The sequence below is a fragment of the Pseudomonas sp. PB3P13 genome, assembly GCF_054897735.1.
The window spans coordinates 2,998,377-3,018,481 of sequence record NZ_CM142702.1 but is presented as its reverse complement, the minus strand read 5'-3'; the positions used below and the strand labels follow the sequence as shown (position 1 = coordinate 3,018,481).

General features: G+C 60.6%; 18 protein-coding genes and 1 pseudogene. 8 read left to right on the top strand and 11 right to left on the bottom strand.

Translation table 11 applies throughout. The features are described from left to right. Nucleotides 1-76: 76 nt before the first annotated feature. From ACYZT1_RS13915 to ACYZT1_RS13900, 4 genes are all read left to right on the top strand, one after another. The gene (locus ACYZT1_RS13915; RefSeq protein WP_462015298.1) at nt 77-1,093 is read left to right on the top strand and encodes an AraC family transcriptional regulator; all 1,017 of its coding nucleotides are present in this window, start codon (nt 77-79) and stop codon (nt 1,091-1,093) included. A 142-nt stretch (nt 1,094-1,235) separates the two neighbouring features. Next, complete coding sequence (locus ACYZT1_RS13910) at nt 1,236-2,900, top strand: AMP-binding protein (RefSeq protein WP_462015297.1); 1,665 nt, start codon at nt 1,236-1,238, stop codon at nt 2,898-2,900. 16 nt (nt 2,901-2,916) lie between these two features. Then, entirely contained in the window at nt 2,917-3,678 is a 762-nt protein-coding gene (locus ACYZT1_RS13905) for an SDR family NAD(P)-dependent oxidoreductase (protein WP_462015296.1), read from the top strand. Between the two features lie 12 nt (nt 3,679-3,690). Then, on the top strand, nt 3,691-4,884 hold the full coding sequence (locus tag ACYZT1_RS13900; RefSeq protein WP_462015295.1) for an acetyl-CoA C-acyltransferase: 1,194 nt from the start codon (nt 3,691-3,693) through the stop codon (nt 4,882-4,884). A 9-nt stretch (nt 4,885-4,893) separates the two neighbouring features. Here ACYZT1_RS13900 and ACYZT1_RS13895 read toward each other — a convergent pair. Beyond that, nucleotides 4,894-5,004: pseudogene (locus ACYZT1_RS13895) on the bottom strand (outer membrane lipoprotein carrier protein LolA); the annotation flags it as partial. Between the two features lie 16 nt (nt 5,005-5,020). Between ACYZT1_RS13895 and ACYZT1_RS13890 the strand changes: the two are divergent. Both ACYZT1_RS13890 and ACYZT1_RS13885 read left to right on the top strand, forming a co-directional pair. After that, the gene (locus tag ACYZT1_RS13890) at nt 5,021-6,148 is read left to right on the top strand and encodes an acyl-CoA dehydrogenase (protein ID WP_462015294.1); all 1,128 of its coding nucleotides are present in this window, start codon (nt 5,021-5,023) and stop codon (nt 6,146-6,148) included. Between the two features lie 13 nt (nt 6,149-6,161). Beyond that, a complete protein-coding gene (locus ACYZT1_RS13885) occupies nt 6,162-6,935 on the top strand; it encodes an enoyl-CoA hydratase (RefSeq protein WP_462015293.1) in 774 nt (257 codons plus the stop codon). A gap of 122 nt (nt 6,936-7,057) precedes the next feature. On the opposite strand, the gene ACYZT1_RS13880 is transcribed toward ACYZT1_RS13885, so the two are convergent. From ACYZT1_RS13880 to ACYZT1_RS13870, 3 genes are all read right to left on the bottom strand, one after another. Further along, entirely contained in the window at nt 7,058-8,209 is a 1,152-nt protein-coding gene (locus ACYZT1_RS13880) for an acyl-CoA dehydrogenase family protein (RefSeq protein ID WP_462015292.1), read from the bottom strand. Nucleotides 8,210-8,212: 3 nt separating this feature from the next. Then, a complete protein-coding gene (locus ACYZT1_RS13875) occupies nt 8,213-9,319 on the bottom strand; it encodes an enoyl-CoA hydratase/isomerase family protein (RefSeq protein ID WP_462015291.1) in 1,107 nt (368 codons plus the stop codon). Nucleotides 9,320-9,451: 132 nt separating this feature from the next. Continuing rightward, complete coding sequence (locus ACYZT1_RS13870; protein ID WP_462015290.1) at nt 9,452-10,162, bottom strand: HPP family protein; 711 nt, start codon at nt 10,160-10,162, stop codon at nt 9,452-9,454. A 312-nt stretch (nt 10,163-10,474) separates the two neighbouring features. On the opposite strand from ACYZT1_RS13870, the gene ACYZT1_RS13865 reads away from it, so the two are divergent. Then, the gene (locus ACYZT1_RS13865) at nt 10,475-11,365 is read left to right on the top strand and encodes a site-specific integrase (protein ID WP_462015289.1); all 891 of its coding nucleotides are present in this window, start codon (nt 10,475-10,477) and stop codon (nt 11,363-11,365) included. Nucleotides 11,366-11,578: 213 nt separating this feature from the next. Here the strand turns inward: ACYZT1_RS13865 and ACYZT1_RS13860 are convergent, their stop codons facing one another. From ACYZT1_RS13860 to ACYZT1_RS13830, 7 genes are all read right to left on the bottom strand, one after another. Beyond that, nucleotides 11,579-12,124, bottom strand: coding sequence for a PqiC family protein (locus ACYZT1_RS13860; RefSeq protein ID WP_462015288.1), 546 nt, complete (start codon nt 12,122-12,124; stop codon nt 11,579-11,581). Between the two features lie 16 nt (nt 12,125-12,140). Next, complete coding sequence (locus ACYZT1_RS13855; protein WP_462015287.1) at nt 12,141-13,796, bottom strand: PqiB family protein; 1,656 nt, start codon at nt 13,794-13,796, stop codon at nt 12,141-12,143. Beyond that, nucleotides 13,777-14,439 (bottom strand): paraquat-inducible protein A, encoded by a 663-nt coding sequence (locus tag ACYZT1_RS13850; RefSeq protein WP_462015286.1) that lies wholly within the window; start codon nt 14,437-14,439, stop codon nt 13,777-13,779. Before ACYZT1_RS13850 ends, ACYZT1_RS13855 begins: the two co-directional genes overlap by 20 nt. Further along, nucleotides 14,436-15,032: a paraquat-inducible protein A gene (locus ACYZT1_RS13845; RefSeq protein WP_462015285.1), complete on the bottom strand. Its 597-nt coding sequence runs from the start codon at nt 15,030-15,032 to the stop codon at nt 14,436-14,438. The genes ACYZT1_RS13850 and ACYZT1_RS13845 overlap by 4 nt, the downstream gene beginning before the upstream one ends. A gap of 99 nt (nt 15,033-15,131) precedes the next feature. After that, on the bottom strand, nt 15,132-16,424 hold the full coding sequence (locus tag ACYZT1_RS13840; protein WP_462015284.1) for an NAD(P)/FAD-dependent oxidoreductase: 1,293 nt from the start codon (nt 16,422-16,424) through the stop codon (nt 15,132-15,134). After that, nucleotides 16,421-17,509: a polyamine ABC transporter substrate-binding protein gene (locus tag ACYZT1_RS13835; protein ID WP_462015283.1), complete on the bottom strand. Its 1,089-nt coding sequence runs from the start codon at nt 17,507-17,509 to the stop codon at nt 16,421-16,423. Before ACYZT1_RS13835 ends, ACYZT1_RS13840 begins: the two co-directional genes overlap by 4 nt. 164 nt (nt 17,510-17,673) lie before the next feature. After that, nucleotides 17,674-19,032 (bottom strand): glutamine synthetase family protein, encoded by a 1,359-nt coding sequence (locus ACYZT1_RS13830; protein ID WP_462015282.1) that lies wholly within the window; start codon nt 19,030-19,032, stop codon nt 17,674-17,676. Nucleotides 19,033-19,193: 161 nt separating this feature from the next. Between ACYZT1_RS13830 and ACYZT1_RS13825 the strand changes: the two genes are divergently transcribed. Further along, nucleotides 19,194-20,102, top strand: coding sequence for a helix-turn-helix domain-containing protein (locus ACYZT1_RS13825; RefSeq protein WP_462015281.1), 909 nt, complete (start codon nt 19,194-19,196; stop codon nt 20,100-20,102). Nucleotides 20,103-20,105: the final 3 nt, after the last annotated feature.

The following is a 20,105-nucleotide window of genomic DNA, read 5'->3' as shown; positions in this document are numbered from 1 at the left end:
TCGCGCGCGCCTACGGGAATGAGCGCCATGCGCTAGTATGCGCACCATTCCAAAAACAACACGGCCCACTCGCTCCATGGCGGAAAAAGACACCATCTCCATCCAACTGGTGCGCGAAGCACTGTTGCAGAGTTGCGCGCCGGGCGCGGCCACCGATGAGGTTTTACACAAGGTCGGCATTGCCCCTGCGCTTCTGCAGACCCCGACGGCCCGCGTCCCGGCCACAGCGTATGCCCGTCTGTGGCGCTTGCTGGCCCGGCGGCGCGACGACGAGTTTTTTGGCATGGATCCGCGCCAGCTCAAGTCCGGCAGCCTGGCGTTTCTGTGCCGCTGCTCGATGGTCCAGCCGACCCTCGCGGCGGGCCTGACGTCGGGGCTCGATTTTCTCTCGCTGATGCTTGAACAGATGCCAGCGCAACTGGTGCGTCAGCAAAGCCTGGCGGAAATCGTTCTGCTCGAAGACGACCAGGCGCCGCGTCGAGCCTTCACGTATTTCACCTACTGGATGATCGTGCACGGCGTTGCCTGCTGGCTGGCGGGGCGGCGAATTCCGATTCTGGCCATCGAATTGCGCTGCGCGGAGCCGGATTTTTGCGATGATTACCAGGTGATGTTTTCGCCAAACCTGCGTTTCGACCGGCCCCGTACGCGGATGATTTTTTCTGCGGACTGCCTGGACCTGCCGATCAAGCGCAGCGCCGAAGAGCTCAAGCGCTTCCTCGCCCATGCGCCGGCAAACATTCTGGTGAAGTACCGCGATCCGCAGAGCCTGGCCAGCCGGATCAAACACGATTTGCGCCTGGTGCCGGCCGAACATTGGCCGGAGACCGAAGCGCTGGCACAGCAGCTGTGCATGTCGGCCTCGACCTTGCGACGCCGTCTGGCCGAGGAAGGGCAGACGTATCAAGGGCTCAAGGACAGCGTGCGCAAGGAGTTGGCGATCGTCTGGCTGGCCGAGCCGACGATCAGTTTTGCCGAGATTGCTACACGGCTGGGGTTTGCCGATACGAGCTCGTTCTACAAGGCTTTTCGCAAATGGTCGGGCTCGAACCCGGGGCATTATCGGAGTTTGATCTTGAACGAGGCGGATTGATTCAGCACACCTGTCAAACCTTGGCCAAACCAGTCAGCCAACTTGGCCGCTTTGACCATTGCACCGCGCCCCGCGCAGCGCGACTATTTCCCTGTTGATTACGGTTCCTCCAACCTAATAAAAATACAGAGGGATTCTGGCCATGCGCGATTACTTGTCTGCCACGTCACAGTTCGATTACCAGCACACCGTCGACACCGCGATCACGGGCAATCTGGCTGCACTGAATGCCTGTGTCGAGTGTTGTGACCGCCACGCCTTGCCGGGGCGCATCGCGCTGTTCTGGGAGGGCCGCGACGGCGACAGTGCGACGTACACCTTCACGGACCTGCAGGACAAAGCCGCGCGTTTCGCCAATTTCCTTCTGGCCCAAGGCGTGAAGCAGGGCGACAAGGTCGCCGGCCTGCTGCCGCGCAATATCGAATTGCTGATCACCGTTTTTGCCACCTGGCGCATCGGCGCCGTCTATCAGCCGCTGTTCACCGCATTCGGTCCCACAGCCATCGAGCATCGCCTGGGCAGTTCCGGCGCGAAAATAGTCGTCAGCGACGCGGTCAACCGGCCCAAACTTGCAGAAGTCGCCGACTGCCCGACCATCGTTACCGTTGGCGGCGCGAAAGGTCAGGGCATTGTCCGTGGCGACTTCAGTTTCTGGGCCGAACTGGCCAACCATTGCGCTGAGTGCCAACCGGTTCTGCTCAGCGGCGAAGACCCTTTCCTGCTGATGTTCACCTCGGGCACCACTGGCCCTTCAAAAGCCTTGTCCGTGCCGCTCAAGGCTATCGTCGCCTTCCAGAGCTACACTCGCGACGCGGTAGACCTGCGGCCGGAAGACGCGTTCTGGAACGTCGCCGATCCGGGCTGGGCCTACGGCATCTATTTCGGTGTCACCGGGCCGATGGCGATGGGGCACCCGATCACCTTTTACGATGGCCCGTTCACCCTCGAAAGCACCTGCCGTGTGATCAACAAATACAAGATCACCAACCTGACTGGCTCGCCCACCGCTTATCGCCTGCTGATCGCCGGTGGCGACGACTTCGCCAGGTCGATCAAGGGCACGCTGCGCATCGTCAGCAGCGCCGGCGAACCGCTGAATCCGGAAGTGATTCGCTGGTTCGCCGACCACCTTGGCGTAGTGATTCACGACCATTACGGCCAGACCGAATTGGGCATGGTCCTGTGTAATCACCACGGTCTTGAGCATCCGATCCACATGGGTGCTGCCGGTTTTGCTTCGCCGGGCCACCGCATCGTGGTGCTGGATGATGAATACAACGAACTCGGCGTGGGTCAGCCGGGCATTCTGGCGATTGATCGCAGCCAGTCACCGATGTGCTGGTTCGGCGGCTACGAAGGCGTACCGACCAAGGCGTTCGTCGGCAACTATTACCTGAGCGGCGATACCGTCGAGTGGAACCCGGACGGCAGCATCAGTTTCGTTGGCCGCAGTGACGATGTGATTACCACGTCCGGTTATCGCGTTGGCCCGTTCGACGTCGAAAGCGCCTTGATCGAACACCCGGCCGTCATCGAAGCTGCGGTGGTCGGCAAGCCCGATCCGGAGCGCACCGAACGGGTCAAAGCCTTCGTCGTGCTCAGCGCGCAGTACCGTGCCGCGCCCGAGTTGGCCGAAGAACTGCGGCAACACGTACGCAAGCGCCTGGCCGCGCATGCCTATCCCCGTGAAATCGAATTTGTCAGCGAATTGCCGAAAACCCCCAGCGGTAAATTGCAGCGCTTTATCTTGCGCAACCAGGAAATCGCCAAGGCTCAAGCGGCTGCGGCAAAGACCCCTTCAGCCTGAATTCAGGGAAACGATGATGCAGATCGAAAACAAGGTTTTTATCGTCACCGGCGGCGCATCCGGGCTCGGTGCAGCGACCGCTGAAATGCTGGTCGCGGCGGGCGCGAAAGTGATGCTCGTGGACATGAACGCTCAAGCGCTCACGGCTCACGCCCAGCGCCTGGGTGCGCATAGCGTGGTTGCCGATATCAGCAATGAAGCCGCCGCCGAGGCGGCGGTAGAGGCGACAGTCAAAGCGTTCGGCGGCCTCAACGGCCTGGTCAACTGCGCGGGTATCGTGCGTGGCGAAAAAATCCTCGGCAAGAACGGCCCGCACGTGTTGGCCAATTTCAGCCAGGTGATCAACGTCAACCTGATCGGCAGCTTCAACATGCTGCGCCTCGCCGCTGCTGCCATCGCCGAGACCGAAGCGAATAACGACGGCGAACGCGGCGTGATCATCAACACCGCGTCGGTGGCTGCCTTCGACGGGCAGATCGGCCAGGCGGCGTATGCCGCTTCCAAAGGCGCAATTGCCAGCCTGACCTTGCCCGCCGCGCGCGAACTGGCGCGCTTCGGCATTCGCGTGATGACCATCGCCCCCGGCATTTTCGAAACACCGATGATGGCCGGCATGACCCCGGAAGTCCGCGACTCGCTGGCCGCCGGTGTACCGTTTCCACAACGCTTGGGCAAACCGGCCGAGTACGCCGGGCTGGTCCGGCATATCATTGAAAACAGCATGCTCAACGGCGAGGTGATCCGTCTCGACGGCGCCTTGCGTATGGCCGCCAGGTAAGGAGAATTCGTCATGACGATTGCTAACGATCCCATTGTTATAGTCAGCGCCGTGCGCACGCCCATGGGCGGCTTTCAGGGCGAACTGAAAAGCCTGACCGCGCCGCAACTCGGTGCGGCGGCTATCCGCGCTGCCGTCGAACGCGCCGGTATCGCCGCCGATACGGTGGAAGAAGTGTTGTTTGGTTGCGTGCTGTCCGCTGGCCTGGGCCAGGCGCCTGCACGCCAGGCTGCGCTGGGTGCAGGCCTGGATATATCGACCCGCTGCACCACCCTGAACAAGATGTGCGGTTCGGGCATGGAAGCGGCGATTCTGGCCCACGACATGCTGGTCGCCGGCAGCGCCGAGGTGGTGGTGGCCGGCGGCATGGAGAGCATGTCCAACGCACCGTACTTGCTGGACCGCGCGCGCAGCGGTTACCGCATGGGCCACGGTCGCGTGCTTGACCACATGTTTTTCGACGGTCTCGAAGACGCGTACGACAAGGGCCGCCTGATGGGCACTTTCGCTGAAGATTGCGCCGAAACCAATGGCTTGAGCCGTGAAGCTCAGGACGCGTTTGCGATTGCCTCGACCACCCGCGCTCAGCAGGCGATCAACAACGGCGCGTTCAAGGACGAAATCGTTCCGCTCACCGTGACGGTCGGCAAAGAGCAGGTGTTGATCAGCAACGACGAGCAGCCGCCAAAAGCCAGACTGGACAAGATCGCCTCGTTGAAACCGGCGTTTCGTGAAGGTGGCACGGTAACGGCGGCGAACTCCAGCTCCATCTCCGACGGCGCGGCAGCGTTGGTGCTGATGCGCCGATCCGAAGCCGGGAAACGCGGTTTGAAGCCGTTGGCGGTGATCCACGGGCATGCTGCGTTTGCCGACACGCCGGGTCTGTTCCCGGTCGCTCCGATCGGGGCGATCAAGAAGCTGATGCAGAAAACCGGCTGGTCGCTGGATGACGTCGATCTGGTGGAAGTCAACGAGGCCTTCGCCGTGGTTGGCCTGGCGACCATGACTCAACTGGAAATTCCCCACGAGAAGGTCAACGTCCACGGCGGCGCGTGTGCTCTCGGCCATCCGATTGGCGCCTCGGGTGCGCGCATTCTGGTGACCTTGCTCTCGGCGCTGCGCCAGAAAGGTCTGAAGCGCGGCGTCGCGGCGATCTGCATCGGCGGTGGCGAAGCCACGGCGATGGCGGTTGAGTGTTTGTACTGACCCGATCCCTGTAGGAGCGAGCCTGCTCGCGATAATCCTGAGAGCGCCGCGGGGCGTCAGGTGGCCAGCGTTATCGTTGACGACTATCGCGAGCAGGCTCGCTCCTACAGGGGCACTCACATCTTAAGGTAGACCCATGATTCCCAATGACGAACAACTGCAGATCAGCGAAGCGGCCCGGCAGTTTGCCCAGGAACGGCTCAAGCCGTTCGCCGCTGACTGGGACCGTGAGCACCGTTTCCCCAAGGAGGCCATCGGCGAGATGGCGGAGCTGGGCTTTTTCGGCATGCTGGTGCCGGAGCAGTGGGGCGGGTGCGACACCGGCTACCTGGCCTACGCCATGGCATTGGAAGAAATCGCTGCCGGCGACGGCGCGTGCTCGACCATCATGAGCGTGCACAACTCGGTCGGCTGTGTACCGATCCTCAATTACGGCACTGATGAGCAGAAAGAGCGATTTCTCAAGCCTCTGGCCAGCGGGGCCATGCTTGGCGCCTTCGCCCTTACCGAGCCACAGGCCGGGTCAGATGCCAGCGGCTTGAAAACCCGCGCCCGTCTGGAAGGCGATCATTACGTGCTCAACGGTTGCAAGCAATTCATCACCTCCGGGCAGAATGCCGGCGTGGTGATCGTGTTTGCGGTGACCGACCCGAGTGCCGGCAAACGCGGGATCACTGCGCTGATCGTGCCGACCGATTCGCCGGGCTACAAAGTCGCCCGCGTCGAAGACAAGCTCGGCCAGCATGCGTCGGACACCTGCCAGATTCTGTTTGAAGACGTCAAAGTGCCGGTGGCCAATCGCCTGGGCGAAGAGGGCGAAGGTTATCGCATCGCCTTGGCCAACCTTGAGGGCGGCCGTGTCGGTATCGCGTCACAATCGGTCGGCATGGCCCGCGCCGCGTTTGAAGCGGCGCGCGATTATGCCCGCGAGCGCGAGAGCTTCGGCAAGCCGATCATCGAACACCAGGCCGTCGCCTTTCGCCTGGCCGACATGGCCACGCAGATCGCGGTCGCCCGGCAGATGGTGCACTACGCGGCGGCCCTGCGCGACAGCGGCAAACCGGCGCTGGTGGAAGCGTCGATGGCCAAACTGTTCGCCTCGGAAATGGCCGAGAAAGTGTGTTCCCAGGCATTGCAAACCCTGGGCGGCTACGGTTATCTGAACGATTTCCCGCTGGAGCGTATCTATCGCGACGTGCGCGTGTGCCAGATCTACGAAGGCACCAGCGACATTCAGCGCATGGTTATTTCGCGCAATCTTTGAGAAGGAGTCCCCTGTGAACTACGAAACGATTTTGCTGGAAGTGCGCGACCGCGTGGGTCTGATCACCCTGAACCGTCCGCAAGCGCTCAACGCGTTGAACGCGCAGATCGTCAGTGAGCTGAACCATGCGCTGGATGGTCTGGAGGCGGATTCGAACATCGGCTGCATCGTCCTCACCGGCTCGAAAAAAGCCTTCGCTGCCGGGGCGGACATCAAGGAAATGGCCGAGCTGACCTACCCGCAGATCTACCTGGATGACCTGTTCAGCGACAGCGATCGCGTGGCTAACCGCCGCAAGCCGATCATTGCCGCGGTCAACGGTTTCGCCTTGGGCGGCGGATGCGAGCTGGCACTGATGTGCGACTTCATTCTGGCCGGCGACAACGCGAAATTCGGTCAGCCGGAAATCAATCTCGGCGTGCTGCCGGGCATGGGCGGCACCCAGCGCCTGACCCGTGCGGTAGGGAAAGCAAAGGCGATGGAGATGTGCCTCAGCGGGCGCTTGATCGATGCGGTGGAAGCCGAGCGTTGCGGGATTGTGGCGCGGATCGTTGCGGCGGACGAGCTGCTGGACGAGGCGCTGAAAGTCGCAGCGCTGATCGCGAAAAAATCGTTGCCGATCGCGATGATGGTCAAGGAAAGTGTAAACCGTGCGTTTGAGGTGAGCTTGTCGGAAGGCGTGCGCTTCGAGCGACGAGTGTTCCATGCCGCGTTCGCGACACAGGATCAGAAGGAAGGGATGGCCGCGTTTATTGGCAAGCGCGAGGCAGAGTTTCAGGGTAAATAATCTGTAGCTTCAACGCCGCCATCGCGAGCAAGCTCGCTCCCACATTCGATCACATCTCTTCAGGAATGCGATCAAGTGTGGGAGCGAGCTTGCTCGCGATAGGCCGACACCATTTTCAAGCCTTATATCAGGTAATGCTTCAACTCCCGCGCAATCACCATCCGCTGAATTTCGCTCGACCCTTCGTAAATCTGCGTGATCCGCGCATCGCGGTAATAGCGCTCCACCGGGTAATCCTCCAGATACCCGTACCCGCCGTGAATCTGCATCGCCGATGAGCACACTTTCTCGGCCATCTCTGAAGCAAACAGCTTGGCCTGCGAAGCCTCCGACAGGCACGGCTTGCCGGCGCTGCGCAGGCGTGCGGCGTGCAGGATCAGCAAACGTGCGGCGTTCAGTCGGGTGTGCATGTCCGCCAGCATGTTCGCAATGCTCTGGTGCTCGATGATCGGTTTGTCAAACTGCACCCGATCCCGCGAATACGCCAGCGCCGCCTCAAACGCCGCCCGGGCGATACCCAATGCCTGGGCGGCGATACCGATGCGGCCGCCTTCGAGATTCGACAGGGCAATTGCCAGCCCCTTGCCGCGTTCGCCCAGCAGGTTGGCTTCGGGGATCGTGCAATGGCTGAGCGTTACCGCGCACGTGTCGGAGGCGCGGATGCCCATTTTGTGTTCGGTGCGGTCGACGATGAACCCGGCGGTGTCCGTTGGTACCAGAAACGCCGAGATACCACGTTTGCCCAGATCCGGATCGGTCACCGCAAACACGATCGCCAGCTGTGCCCGTTTGCCATTGCTGACAAATTGTTTGGCGCCGTTGATCACCCACTGGCCGTCGCGCAATTCAGCGCGGGTGCGCAGGTTGTGCGCTTCGGACCCGGCCTGCGGTTCGGTCAGGCAAAAGCAGCCGATGGCCTGGCCGCTGGCGAGGTCCGCAAGCCAGGTTTTCTTCTGCGCCTCGGTGCCGTAGTTGAGCACCGGCCCGCAACCCACCGAGTTATGGATGCTCATCAACGCGCCGGTGGCGCCGTCACCGGCGGAAATTTCCTCGACCGCCAAGGCGTAGGCCACGTAGTCAACGTAGGTGCCGCCCCATTCCTCGGGTACCACCATGCCCAGGAGGCCCAGTTCGCCCATCTTCGCCACCAGAGCGTCGTCGATCCAGCCAGCCTTTTCCCAGGCTTGTGCGTGCGGCGCGATCTCGCCACGGGCAAAATCCCGGGCCATGTCGCGGATCATCACCTGTTCTTCGCTTAATTCGATGTCGTGCATGGCTCAGCTCCCAATTTGGTCGAGGCCGCGGAAGAAACTCGCGACATGCCCGGCGTCCAGCGCCTGCAACGTCGGCGGGTTCCAGCGCGGTTTTTTGTCCTTGTCGATCAGCAGGGCGCGCACGCCCTCGATCAGATCGCCGCGTTCGAACCACTGGCGGTCCAGATGCAGTTCCATGGCGAAGCACTCCTCCAGGCTCAAGTGACGGCCACGTCGCAACATTTCCAGGGTCACGCCCATCGCCAGCGGCGAGCGGCTATCCAGTAACTCAGCGGTGGCCATGGCCCAGGCATGACTGTCGGCAACCGTCACTTCGCGCAGTTGCTCGACCATACTGGGCACATCAGGCAGGGCGAAGAAATGATCGATGACCGGGCGCAGGCTGCTCAGCGGTGCGTTGGGCAGGTGCTGGACCGCGAGTCTTGCCAACAAACCCTGAAGATCCTTGAGCGGCATATCGTGCCATTCGAGTTGATCGAGCTGTTCGTCAAGCGCACCCAGCCCGGCGCTTTCCAGGTACCAGTCGGCCAGCCCGCAATACAACGCGTCGGCCGCGCGAATCTGCACGCCGCTGACACCCAGGTAAATGCCCAGCTCACCGGGAATGCGCGACAGGAAATAGCTGCCGCCGACGTCCGGGAAGTAACCGATGGCAACTTCCGGCATGGCCAATCGGCTTTTGTCGGTAACCACGCGCAAATCCGCGCCTTGCACCAGACCCATGCCACCGCCGAGGACGAAGCCGTCCATCAGGGCGAGCACGGGTTTGCGGTAGTGGTGAATGGTGAGGTCGAGCGCGTATTCCTCGACGAAGAAATCTTTGTGCAGCGTGTCACCGCTTTTGAAGCTGTCGTAGAGGGAACGAATGTCGCCGCCGGCGCAAAAGGCTTTTTCGCCGGCACCGCGCAATACCACGGCGTTGATCTGCGGATCCTGCGCCCAGGCATCCAATTGACGCTGCAGGTGACGGACCATGTCGAGGGTGATTGCGTTGAGACCGGCGGGGCGATTGAGGGTGAGGTGACCAATGTGATTACGGACCTCGGCCAGTACTTCGTTTTGGGTGGCATCCATGGACTGGGTCCTCGGAGAAGAAACCTGAGCAGTCATCACTAACTCCCTGCTTTTATTGTTTTTTATCGAAAAGCTCGTAGGCGCGCGGTCCCGGATCGTACCAGTGCAAATTTGCCCAGTACAACCCGGATACGTGCAGGTTTAGTCTGCATTTTTGCCGTACGCAAATTATCGGATGCGAGGCGACAGCACTTCGCCAATGCTGCGACGTTTAGCCTGCAACTCGGTAGCGTGAATCAACTGTTCGAGGTCTTCGGGCGTCACGTCGATGAACGCTTCCATGTCGGCGAGTGCCAGTTTCAGGTCCTGGGCGGTGATCGCCTGGCTGTCGACAGGCGGGTGATCGGCAGGCACCACAGTCACCGGCTCGGCCGCACGCTTGGGATAGCGAATGCGGGTGAGGTTGTTATAGGCCAGCGCGCTGAACAGCAAGGTGAACGCGGCGAGCATTACCGGGGCGAGGGCCTTCCAGTCCATGGCGATCGTCGCCGGGTCTGCCAGCACCATCAACAATGCCAAAGCGCCAGCGGGCGGGTGCAGGCAACGCAGCCAGCACATCAAAACCAACGCCATGCCGGCGGCGAGGCAAGCGCTGCCCAGGGTTCGACCGAGTACGTGAGCGATCAGCAACGAGACAACCCCGGCGCTCAGGTAGCCGCCTACAATCGACCATGGCTGGGCGAGAGCACCCGAAGACACGGCAAACAGTAACACCGCCGACGCACCCAGCGGGCCGATCAAATGCTGCGCCACTTCGATGCCGAAAAACTGACTGCAAAGCCAGACGCTGAACAGTGTGCCGAGCGACATGCCAATGGCGGCACGGCTCCATTCGCTCGGACGGGTGTTGATGGCGGCGGGTAACCAGCGAGCAAGCATTGGCAGTTGATCCAGAAAATTCGGAAAAAAAAAGGCTTGTCTGGTAATCCAGAAAGCCCTTTGAAGGTATTCCAACTATTGGGGGAGGAACCGGCACAGTGTGCCGTCCATTCAAGGCTATGACAAATTCATATTAATGCAGTTTCAGTGCAGTATTAATGAAGTAAAGCATCTCAGATCCACCGCGAGGACCATTTGACTTTTGCCGCCATCAACGGCAGGTTGGACGCCCCTTTTTTCACCGCCATTCAAGGCTCGTCCGTTTTGATCGACTTACCCGTAGCAGATTCAAATACCGCCAGGACCAACCCGATGTCCGTGTATCTGGCGCGGCTGGCACCCTCCAGCCAGTTGACCATGCGCTATGTGCTGCAGGATGCCGCTGATCGCCTGGGCTTCGAAGACATGAACGTCGAAGACATTCCGTGGCACCAGCTGCAACCCGAAGATGTGATTGCACTGGTCGCGGCGTTGCGCGCTGACGGCTACGCGCCGAACACCTCGTCGCTGTACGTCAACGCCGTGCGTGGGGTCATGAATGAAGCCTGGCGCATGAGCCTGATCAGTCAGGATCACTTGCTGAAAATGCGTTCGGTCAAGCCCATCGCCAGCACGCGGCTGTCGCAGGGGCGCAACCTGCGTCGTTCGTTGATCCAGGAAATGATGGCGGTCTGTGCCGCCGACCCACGGCCTCAGGGGCTGCGAGACGCTGCCATCATCGGGATTCTGTACGGCTCGGGGATGCGCAAATCGGAATCGGTGGACCTTGACCTTGCCCAGGTGGATTTCACCGAGCGCAGCCTGCGGGTCACCGCAAAGGGCAACAAGCAGCTGATCAAGTACGCCCCGGCCTGGGCGTTCGCCAAACTTGATGCGTGGCTGGAACTGCGCCGTTCGCAGCTCAAGGAAGGTGAGGCGGATGATCCGTTCCTGTTCAATCGCATCCGTCGTGGCAGCCACATCACCCGCGAGCGCATCACCAAACACGCGATTTATTACATTGCCCGCCAGCGCGGCGCGCAGGTGGGGGTGAAGATCATGCCGCACGATTTCCGCCGCTCATTCATTACCCGGGTGATCGAAGAGCACGATTTGTCGATTGCGCAGAAGCTTGCGCACCACAGCAACATCCAGACAACTGCCAACTACGACGTGCGGGACGACAACGAACGGCGGCGGGCCGTTGATCGTTTTGATCTTTGAATGTGCTGAGCCGACGCACCGCAGACGACCGCTACGCGCCCGGACGCAGGCTGCGCCAGCTGCAGAATCTGCGGCGCATTCTGATGTGTAGCAGCTGCCGAAGGCTGCGTCCGGGCGCGCAGCGGCCGTCTATGGGTGAAGTGGCTTTTGTGGCGAGGGGACTTGTCGGAATGCCGCATCACCGCGTTGGGCTGCCAGGCGGCCCCAAAAACGCTAAACATCCGCCGGGCAGCCTGACTGCGTACCGCTCGCGGCGCGATTGATCAGTGCGGCCAGCCGCTTGACGTTAGTCTGCTGCGCAACCACCAGCTCATCGATGGAGGGCCCGGACGATGTCTGCAATGTACTTCGGCACGTCAGCAACGCGCCGTCGCCATTGCGCAGGCGCCATTTGACATCGATCAGGCCGTATTGCCCGGGAATCGAGTCAAAGCGTTGCACGTCAAGGCGCACCGACACCTTGCGCTGGGCACCATTGCCCAGTTGATCCACCAATGCGCTGCGCAACTCGTCGACCAGACTCGCGGCCCACCATTCGGTTTCCAGAATCGCCAGGCTGCTGTTGCCCTGACGGACGACGATCTGCGGCCGGTCGACCTGGGGCGGTACGCTCAGTCCTTCGATCACAATTTCCCCGGCGTTGCCCCGCGCAGTGACGGGTTGTGCCGGCGTCAGCGTATGAAACTGAATCGGGTCGCTGCGACACGCTGCCAACAGCAGGCACGCGGTGACCAGGGTGAACTTCAGCGATAAAGCCATGGTGTTGCTCCTGTGATCAATTGCGTGGCGGCGCCTTCAAGTCCAGTGGCGCAGCATTGTCGGGGCGGCCGCGAAGCAGCGACTCGGGATGCCGGCCGAGGTAATCCGAGAGCTCACGCAAGGACCGCGACATTCGCCCAAGCTCGTCCAGGGTCTGGCCCAGCTGCTCGCGTTGCGGTGAATCTTCCGCCAGCGTCGAACTGGCCGATTGCAGCGTCTTGCTGACTTCCGCCAAGGTCGATTGCACGCCCGGCAAGGTTTTCGCGTTGAATTGCGTCAGACCTTTGCGCAACTCGACGAGGTTGCTGTCGAGATTGTTGGCAATGCGTTCAACCGGCAGATTGTTGATCTTGTTGACCATGCCTTCGAGTTTTTCCTGCAGCTGCTCGAGGCTGCCCGGGATGGTCGGGATCGAGACCGGGCGGGCTGTCGGATCAAAGGTGACTTTCTCCGCTTTAGGGTAAAAATCGAGCGCAATGTAAAGCTGTCCGGTCAGTAGATTGCCGCTGCGTGCCTGTGCGCGCAGACCGTTTTCGATGAACGTTCCCATGAGACGCACGCCTGCGGCTTCATCGTTGGGGTCGTGCTTCAATACTTCGAGCATTTTGGTGTGCGCCTGGCCGAGACGCTGCGGATAGATGACGATGCCGACATTGACCGGGAACGTGCGTTTCTTCGCGTCGAAGTCCAGGTTGACCGACACCACCCGACCGAACTCGATGCCCAGGAACTCCACCGGCGCATCGACCTTGAGCCCGCGCAGTGCCTGGTCGAAACGCAAACTCAGGTATTGCGGCTTGCCACTGGGCGGGGCGAGGGCGACTTGTTGGTCGTCGAACAGTTCGAAGGTTTTGTCTTCCACTGCCGGGGTGTCGTTGGGGCTGTATTGCGGCGCCCGAAAAGCAATGCCGCCGACCAGCAACGACGATAACGATTCCGTCTTCACGGCAAAGCCGTTGGCGCCGACGTTGACATCGATGCCGCTGGCGTTCCAGAAACGGGTGTTTTCGGTCACATAAGCGTCATTAGGCGCGTGGATGAACACGTCGATGTTGACCCCTTTGCCGTCGTCGTCCAACGCATACGCCACCACCTGGCCGACCGGAATCTTGCGGTAGTAAACCGGAGAGCCGATGTCCAGCGAGCCGAGATTGTCGGAGTGCAGCGTGAAGCGTTTGCCCGGTTCGCCGTAAGTAATGGGCGGCGGATTTTCCAGGCCTTTGAAGGATTTCGCCCGGGTCTCGGACTGGCCGATATCAGCGCCAATATAGTCACCGGACAGCAACGTATCGATGCCCGACACGCCGCCGGCGCCGATGCGCGGTCGCACTACCCAGAACTGCGAGTCCTGGCGGGTGAAGGTTTCTGCCTGCTTGTCCAGTTTGATCGTCGCGTTGACACTTTTCTGATCGTCGCTCAACTCGACGTCGGACACATGGCCGATCACCACGTTGCGATATTTCACTTCGGTTTTGTTGGCGGTCAGGCCGCTGCCGGTCTTGAACGTAACGGTGATCGTCGGACCTTCCTGCATCATGCTGTGGACCACCAATGACAGGCCCACCAGCACCGCAACGATCGGCACGATCCACACCAGCGAAACGCTGAACCGGCGGGTTTTCACGGGGGCCTGGCCGGGGCGCGGCGCCCCGTCAGTGACTTGCGACTTCATCCATGATCTCCTCGGTTGGCGGATTGTCCCGCACAGGATCGTTATCCCAGATCATGCGCGGGTCGAAACTCATTGCGGCCAGCATGGTGAACACCACCACCAGACCAAAAAACAGAATACCTGCACGAGGCTCGATATCGCCCAACGCCTGAAACTTGACCAGTGCAGCCACCAATGCAACGACGATCACATCGAGCATTGACCAATAGCCGATCAGCTCGACGAAGCGATAGAGTTTCGAGCGCTCCCTGCGCGCCCACAAACTGTTGCGTTGCACGGTAACCAGCAACAGCGTCATCGCCACGAACTTGATACCTGGTACGGCGATACTGGCGATGAAGATGATCAGAGCGATGTCCCATGCACCGTGCTTCCAGAAATCCAGCACACCGGCCATGATCGTACTGTCCGCACCTGAGCCGAGCATCGTCGTGTTCATCACCGGCAACAGATTGGCCGGAATGTAAAACACCAGGGACGCCAGCAGGTAGGCCCAGGTGCGGTTCATCGAATTGGCCTTGCGCCGATGCAATGGCGCACCACAGCGCGGGCATTCATGGGCATCGACCTTCACGTCGCAGGCCAGGCCGCAGCTGTGACAGAGGGACAGGTTTAGCTCACTGGCAACCGGGGGCCTGTTCACAGGATGTCCCACAGGTCACGGATATCGCGACCGGCAATGCGGATCATCATCAGGCTGAGCACGGCAAGGGCTAACAGACCGATGCCGGGCAGCACGTCGAGCATGCCGGCCAGTTTGAACACCGCGACCATAGCGCCGAGCAGGCACACTTCGAGCATGCTCCAGGGTCTGAGTGTTTCCAGCCAGCGCATGCAAAACCTGAAACCGGGGGAGCGCTGCCCGACAAGGGCATAGCTCAACACCCAGAGCAACAGCAAAACCTGGAAAAGCGGTGCGATGATCATCGCGATGGCGGCCACCATGGCGATGAATGTAATGGGGCCGTGGCTCAGAGCCAGCACCGAATCCCAGAGGGTCGCGCTGTTTTTCAGTCCTTGCAGGCTGATGCTCATCACCGGATATAAATTGGCAAACGTCCATAGCACAGCTGCGGTCCAGGCCAGCGCCAGGCGCTGTTCCACGGTCAGGCCGTTATAACGCTGGAGCACGCCGCCGCAACGGATGCACTGGGTTTTCTGATGTTTGGCAAGCGTGACTTTCTGGTACACGCAGTCGCAGTGTTCGCAGATGATCAATGGAACAGTCGTAGCCATGGGCCGCTCGCCAGGAGACAGGGAATTCAGAGCACACCCACAATATAGAAGTGCCTTGCGATTGAGCAAATCGAAAGGCACAAACGACTGATGATCGCCTTAGCCCAGCAGCTCGCGCAGGCGGTACCAGAACATGCCAAGTGCCAGCAGCGGTGAGCGCAACATCGGGCCGCCGGGGAAGGTCATATGGGGCACGGCGCTGAAGACATCGAAGCCTTTGCTGTGCCCGGCATGGATCGCTTCGCCCAACAGTTGTGCGCACCAGTGGGTCACGTTCAGCCCATGTCCGGAGTAACCCTGGGCGTAGAACACGTTAGGGTGCTGACCCAAACGCCCGACCTGCGCAAAGCGATTGGCCGTGATGCCGATCATCCCGCCCCATTGAAAATCGATGCGCACGTCGGCCAGTTGCGGGAATACCTTGAGCATGTGCGGGCGCATGTAGGCACTGATGTCCGCCGGATCCCGCCCGGAATAGTGGCAGGCGCCGCCGAACAACAGACGTCGGTCTGCCGAGAGCCGGTAATAATCGAGGCCGACTTTCTGGTCGCACAGCGCCAGGTTCCGGGGAATCAACTGCGCTGCCGTTTCGGCCGATAGCGGCTCGGTGGCGATGATGTAACTGCCGGCCGGCAGCACTTTGCCGCTCAGTTTCGGCTCCAGTTCCTCCAGATGCGCGTTGCACGCCAGCACGATGTTCCCGGCCCGCACCGTCCCACCGGCACAGCGCACCTGCACGGTGCTGCCATGGATCAATTCCAGCACCGGGCTTTGCTCGAAAATCTGCACGCCCAACGACTGCGCCAGCCGCGCCTCGCCCAGCACCAGGTTAAGCGGGTGCAAATGCCCGGAGCCCATATCGATCAGTCCGCCGGCATACACGCCCGAGTTCACCACCTGTTGGCGGATCTGCTCTGGCGGGACCAGGCGGGTTTGATGGGCATACCCCGATTCGGCGAGGCTTTGCTGCTCGGCCTTGAACGCCTCGAACTGCGCCGGGGTGTTGGCCAGTTCACAAAAGCCCCAACGCAGGTCGCAGTCGATGTTGTGTTCACGGATCCGCCGGCCCACCAGCTCGACCGACTCGACCCCGGCACGTTCAAGGTAACGCACGCCTTCTTCGCCGACATGTTTGGCAAAACCGCTGACGTCATGGCCAACGCCGCGAATCAACTGACCACCGTTGCGGCCGCTGGCGCCCCAGCCGATTCGGCGCGCTTCCAGCAAGATCACCGAAAGCCCGCGCTGTGCCAGTTCGATCGCCGTGTTAACCCCGGTAAAACCGCCGCCGATCACGCAGACATCGACCACCTTGTCCTCGGCCAGCGCCGGATAGGGCGCCTGGCTGTTGGCCGTCGCCGCGTAATAGGAATGAGCGTGTTCGTTGTTCATTTGTTGGACTTCACTTTGCTCCAGGAACGGGTCATCAGCCGCATGATCGCCTGAGGCGGGGTGCTCGAAATGTACAGCTTGTCGAGGACCGACTGTGGTGGGTACACCTCTGGATTGTTCACCAGTTCGGCGTCCATGAACGGCTGCGAAGCCGGGTTCGGGTTGGCGTAACCCACCGAAGCGCTGACCTGGGCGATCACTTGCGGGTCAAGCAGGTAGTTGATGAACGCGTGCGCTTCTTTGATATTGCCCGCATCGGCGGGAATGGCCAGCAAGTCGAACCACAGGTTGCTGCCTTCCTTGGGAATGGTGTAGGCGATGTTCACACCGTTTTTGGCTTCCTTGGCACGATTGGCCGCCTGGAACACGTCGCCCGAGTAACCGAACGCCACGCAAATGTCGCCGTTGGCCAGGTCCGAAACGTACTTGGAGGAATGGAAATAAGTGATGTACGGGCGAATGCTCAGCAGCTTGGCCTCGGCCTTTTTATAGTCTTCCGGGTTTTCACTGCGCGGGTCCAGGCCCATGTAGTTCAGCACCGCCGGAAACACTTCATCCGCCGAGTCCATCATCGAGACACCGCACTGGCTGAGCTTTTTCAGATTCTGCGGCTCGAAGAACACCGCCCAGGAATCGATGTGATCAATGCCCAGCACTTGCTTGACCTTGTCGACGTTGTAACCGATGCCGTTGGTGCCCCACAGGTACGGCACCGAATGGGCGTTGCCCGGGTCATTCTTCTCCAGCAACGCCAGCAATTTGGGGTCGAGGTTCTTGAAATTGGGCAGCTGCGCGCGGTCCAGTTTGAGAAACGCGCCGGCCTTGACCTGACGCGCGAGGAAGTGGTTGGACGGCACCACCACGTCATAACCGGTGCGACCGGCGAGCAGCTTGCCTTCCAGGGTTTCGTTGGAATCGAAGACGTCGTAAATCACCTTGATGGCGGTTTTGCTCTGAAAGTCGGCGAGGGTGGTTTCGCCGATGTAATCGGTCCAGTTGTAGACGCTGACACTCTGCTCGGCGTGCGCACTGACGCTGACGAACATGGCCAGGGCGAGGGGAGCCAGGGTTTTCAGTAGACGCATATCGACACCTCTTGGATTTATTCGGTTTTAGGGTGTTCACCGTCCCTGTGGGAGCGGGCTTTGCCCGCGATGGCGGTCCATCAAACAACATCTATGTCGAAGGTGATGGCCTCTTCGCGGGCAAGCCCGCTCCCACAAGGATTGCGTGATGTCCACATGGTTTTTCAGACACTCATCATCAAAAACTCGCGTTCCCACGAGCTGATCACGCGTTTGAAATTTTCATGCTCAGCGCGCTTCACCGCGACATACCCGCGAACGAACTTGTTGCCCAGGTACCGGCTGACGGTGTCGCATTCTTCCATTTGCGTCAGCGCATCCTCGATGGTGATCGGCAGACGCAGGTTACGCCGTTCATAAGCCCGACCCTGAACTCCAGCGCTCGGATCAACGCGCTCGACCATGCCCAGATATCCGCACAACAAACTCGCGGCAATCGCCAGGTAAGGGTTGGCATCGGCGCCGGGCAAGCGGTTTTCCACACGCATTGAATCCGGCGTGGACGTCGGCACGCGCAGGCCCACGGTGCGATTCTCTTCGCCCCATTCCACGTTCACCGGTGCCGAGGTGTCCGGCAGGAAGCGGCGGAACGAGTTGACGTTAGGCGCGAACATCGGCAGCACTTTGGGGATGTACTTTTGCAAGCCGCCAATGTGCTGCAGGAACAACTCGCTCATGCTGCCGTCGTCATTGGCAAAAATCGGCTGGCCAGTGGCAATGTCCACCACACTCTGGTGAATGTGCATGGCGCTGCCTGGCTCGTCGCCAATCGGCTTGGCCATGAACGTCGCCGCCACGTTGTGCTTGAGCGCCGCCTCGCGCAGGGTGCGCTTGAACACGGTGATCTGGTCGGCCAGGTCCAGCGCGTCGCCGTGACGGAAGTTGATCTCCATCTGCGCCGGGCCGTCTTCGTGGATCAGCGTGTCGAGGTCCAGGCCTTGCAATTCGCACCAGTCGTAAACATCTTCGAACAGCGGATCGAATTCGTTGGCGGCGTCGATGGAAAACGACTGCCGGCCACTCTCCGCACGCCCTGAACGGCCCAGCGGCGCCTTCAATGGCAGGTCCGGGTCTTCGCAGCGTTGGGTGAGGTAAAACTCCATTTCCGGCGCAACGATCGGCCGCCAGCCTTTGTCGGCGTACAGCTGCAGGACTTTCTTCAGCACGTTGCGCGGCGACAGTTCGATCGGGTTGCCAAATTTGTCGAAGGTGTCGTGAATGACGATGGCGGTTGGCTCGATCGCCCAGGGGATCACGTAAACCGCGTCCGACACCGGTTTGCACACCATGTCGATATCGGCCGGGTCGAGCAGGTCGTAGTAAATGTCGTCGTCGACGAAGTCCCCGGTTACCGTTTGCAGAAGCACACTTTCCGGCAGGCGCATGCCTCGCTCATGCAGGAACTTGTTGGTGGGTGCAATCTTGCCGCGTGCAATGCCGGTCAGGTCGCTGACGACGCACTCGACTTCGGTAATCTTGTGATCTTTCAGCCACGTGAACAGCTGATCGAAAGGGACATTCATAAAGACCTCGTTATTGGTTTCATTAACGCCGGGGAGGGTGGTTTCATCCGCCACAGACTTCCCCTGGGACGCGTTGACGACTATCTTGGGCGAGCCTTGCCGTTCCATCTATCCACTTTCAGCAGCACCAAAACGCACCAAACGAGTGCGTAAGGTCACCCATGACAACGTATAATCCGCTCCAGGTCCAAGCCTTCGACACCGCCGATGTCGCCGAACAAATCCGTGCCACGCCTGGCTGGGTCCAGCATTATCAGCAGATGTCGCCGGGGCATTTTGCCGGGCGCGTGCGTTATCTCGACCTGCAAGGGGTGGAGATCTACGAGGAGCACATGAACACCCGTGTCGAGCAAAATTTCAGCGCGCCCGAGGGTTCGCTGGCGTTCTGTTTCGATCGCAACGACAACGCCCTGTACGTTTTGAATGAAGAAAGCCGCAACATCTGGATCACGCCGGAGAACTATCAGGAAATCGCCGTGGTGTTCGGCCCGCAATTTGTTCAACGTCACGGCTTGAATGTGGCCCGGCTGGAAGGCTTGTTCATGGCGCCGCTGAATTGCGGACAGAACGCGCTGTTCAGCCGCTGGCTAAGCGGCACACTGACCCGTCTGACGAATGCGCCCGATCCGCCAAGCAAGGAAGCATTGACCCAACAATTGCTCGAGGACTGTTTGTACATTCTCGACAATGCCTGCGTGTGCCTTGATCGCGGTGGTTTGCAACGTCGAAGTGAAGAACGCGCGGTGATGAAGCGCATTGGCGAATGGGCTGCGGATTCTCCGGAAGAAACGCTCAATCTGGTCGAACTGGCACGCGTCGCCGGCGTTTCGCTTCGCCAGTTGCAGCATGCGTTCAAGGCCTACACCGGGATGACGCCCACTCACTGGTTGCGCCTGCGTCGCCTGAACAGTGCGCACCGTGAATTGCTTAAGCGCTCGCCCATGGAAACCACCGTGGCTGAAGTGGCCATGCAATGGTCGTTCTGGCACCTGGGCCGATTTTCCAGCAGCTACCGTGCACTGTTCAACGAACTGCCGAGCGAGACGCTGAAGCGCTCCCGGCAAATCTGATCT

Excerpts from the sequence above, each read along its gene's own strand:
- ACYZT1_RS13910 (WP_462015297.1), top strand. The coding sequence starts at position 1,236 with ATGCGCGATTACTTGTCTGCCACGTCACAGTTCGATTACCAGCACACC.
- ACYZT1_RS13905 (WP_462015296.1), top strand. The coding sequence starts at position 2,917 with ATGCAGATCGAAAACAAGGTTTTTATCGTCACCGGCGGCGCATCCGGG.
- ACYZT1_RS13835 (WP_462015283.1), bottom strand. The coding sequence starts at position 17,509 with ATGCGTCTACTGAAAACCCTGGCTCCCCTCGCCCTGGCCATGTTCGTC.
- ACYZT1_RS13840 (WP_462015284.1), bottom strand. The coding sequence starts at position 16,424 with ATGAACAACGAACACGCTCATTCCTATTACGCGGCGACGGCCAACAGC.
- ACYZT1_RS13865 (WP_462015289.1), top strand. The coding sequence starts at position 10,475 with ATGTCCGTGTATCTGGCGCGGCTGGCACCCTCCAGCCAGTTGACCATG.
- ACYZT1_RS13855 (WP_462015287.1), bottom strand. The coding sequence starts at position 13,796 with ATGAAGTCGCAAGTCACTGACGGGGCGCCGCGCCCCGGCCAGGCCCCC.
- ACYZT1_RS13870 (WP_462015290.1), bottom strand. The coding sequence starts at position 10,162 with ATGCTTGCTCGCTGGTTACCCGCCGCCATCAACACCCGTCCGAGCGAA.
- ACYZT1_RS13875 (WP_462015291.1), bottom strand. The coding sequence starts at position 9,319 with ATGACTGCTCAGGTTTCTTCTCCGAGGACCCAGTCCATGGATGCCACC.
- ACYZT1_RS13890 (WP_462015294.1), top strand. The coding sequence starts at position 5,021 with ATGATTCCCAATGACGAACAACTGCAGATCAGCGAAGCGGCCCGGCAG.
- ACYZT1_RS13915 (WP_462015298.1), top strand. The coding sequence starts at position 77 with ATGGCGGAAAAAGACACCATCTCCATCCAACTGGTGCGCGAAGCACTG.
- ACYZT1_RS13825 (WP_462015281.1), top strand. The coding sequence starts at position 19,194 with ATGACAACGTATAATCCGCTCCAGGTCCAAGCCTTCGACACCGCCGAT.
- ACYZT1_RS13880 (WP_462015292.1), bottom strand. The coding sequence starts at position 8,209 with ATGCACGACATCGAATTAAGCGAAGAACAGGTGATGATCCGCGACATG.
- ACYZT1_RS13845 (WP_462015285.1), bottom strand. The coding sequence starts at position 15,032 with ATGGCTACGACTGTTCCATTGATCATCTGCGAACACTGCGACTGCGTG.
- ACYZT1_RS13830 (WP_462015282.1), bottom strand. The coding sequence starts at position 19,032 with ATGAATGTCCCTTTCGATCAGCTGTTCACGTGGCTGAAAGATCACAAG.
- ACYZT1_RS13900 (WP_462015295.1), top strand. The coding sequence starts at position 3,691 with ATGACGATTGCTAACGATCCCATTGTTATAGTCAGCGCCGTGCGCACG.
- ACYZT1_RS13860 (WP_462015288.1), bottom strand. The coding sequence starts at position 12,124 with ATGGCTTTATCGCTGAAGTTCACCCTGGTCACCGCGTGCCTGCTGTTG.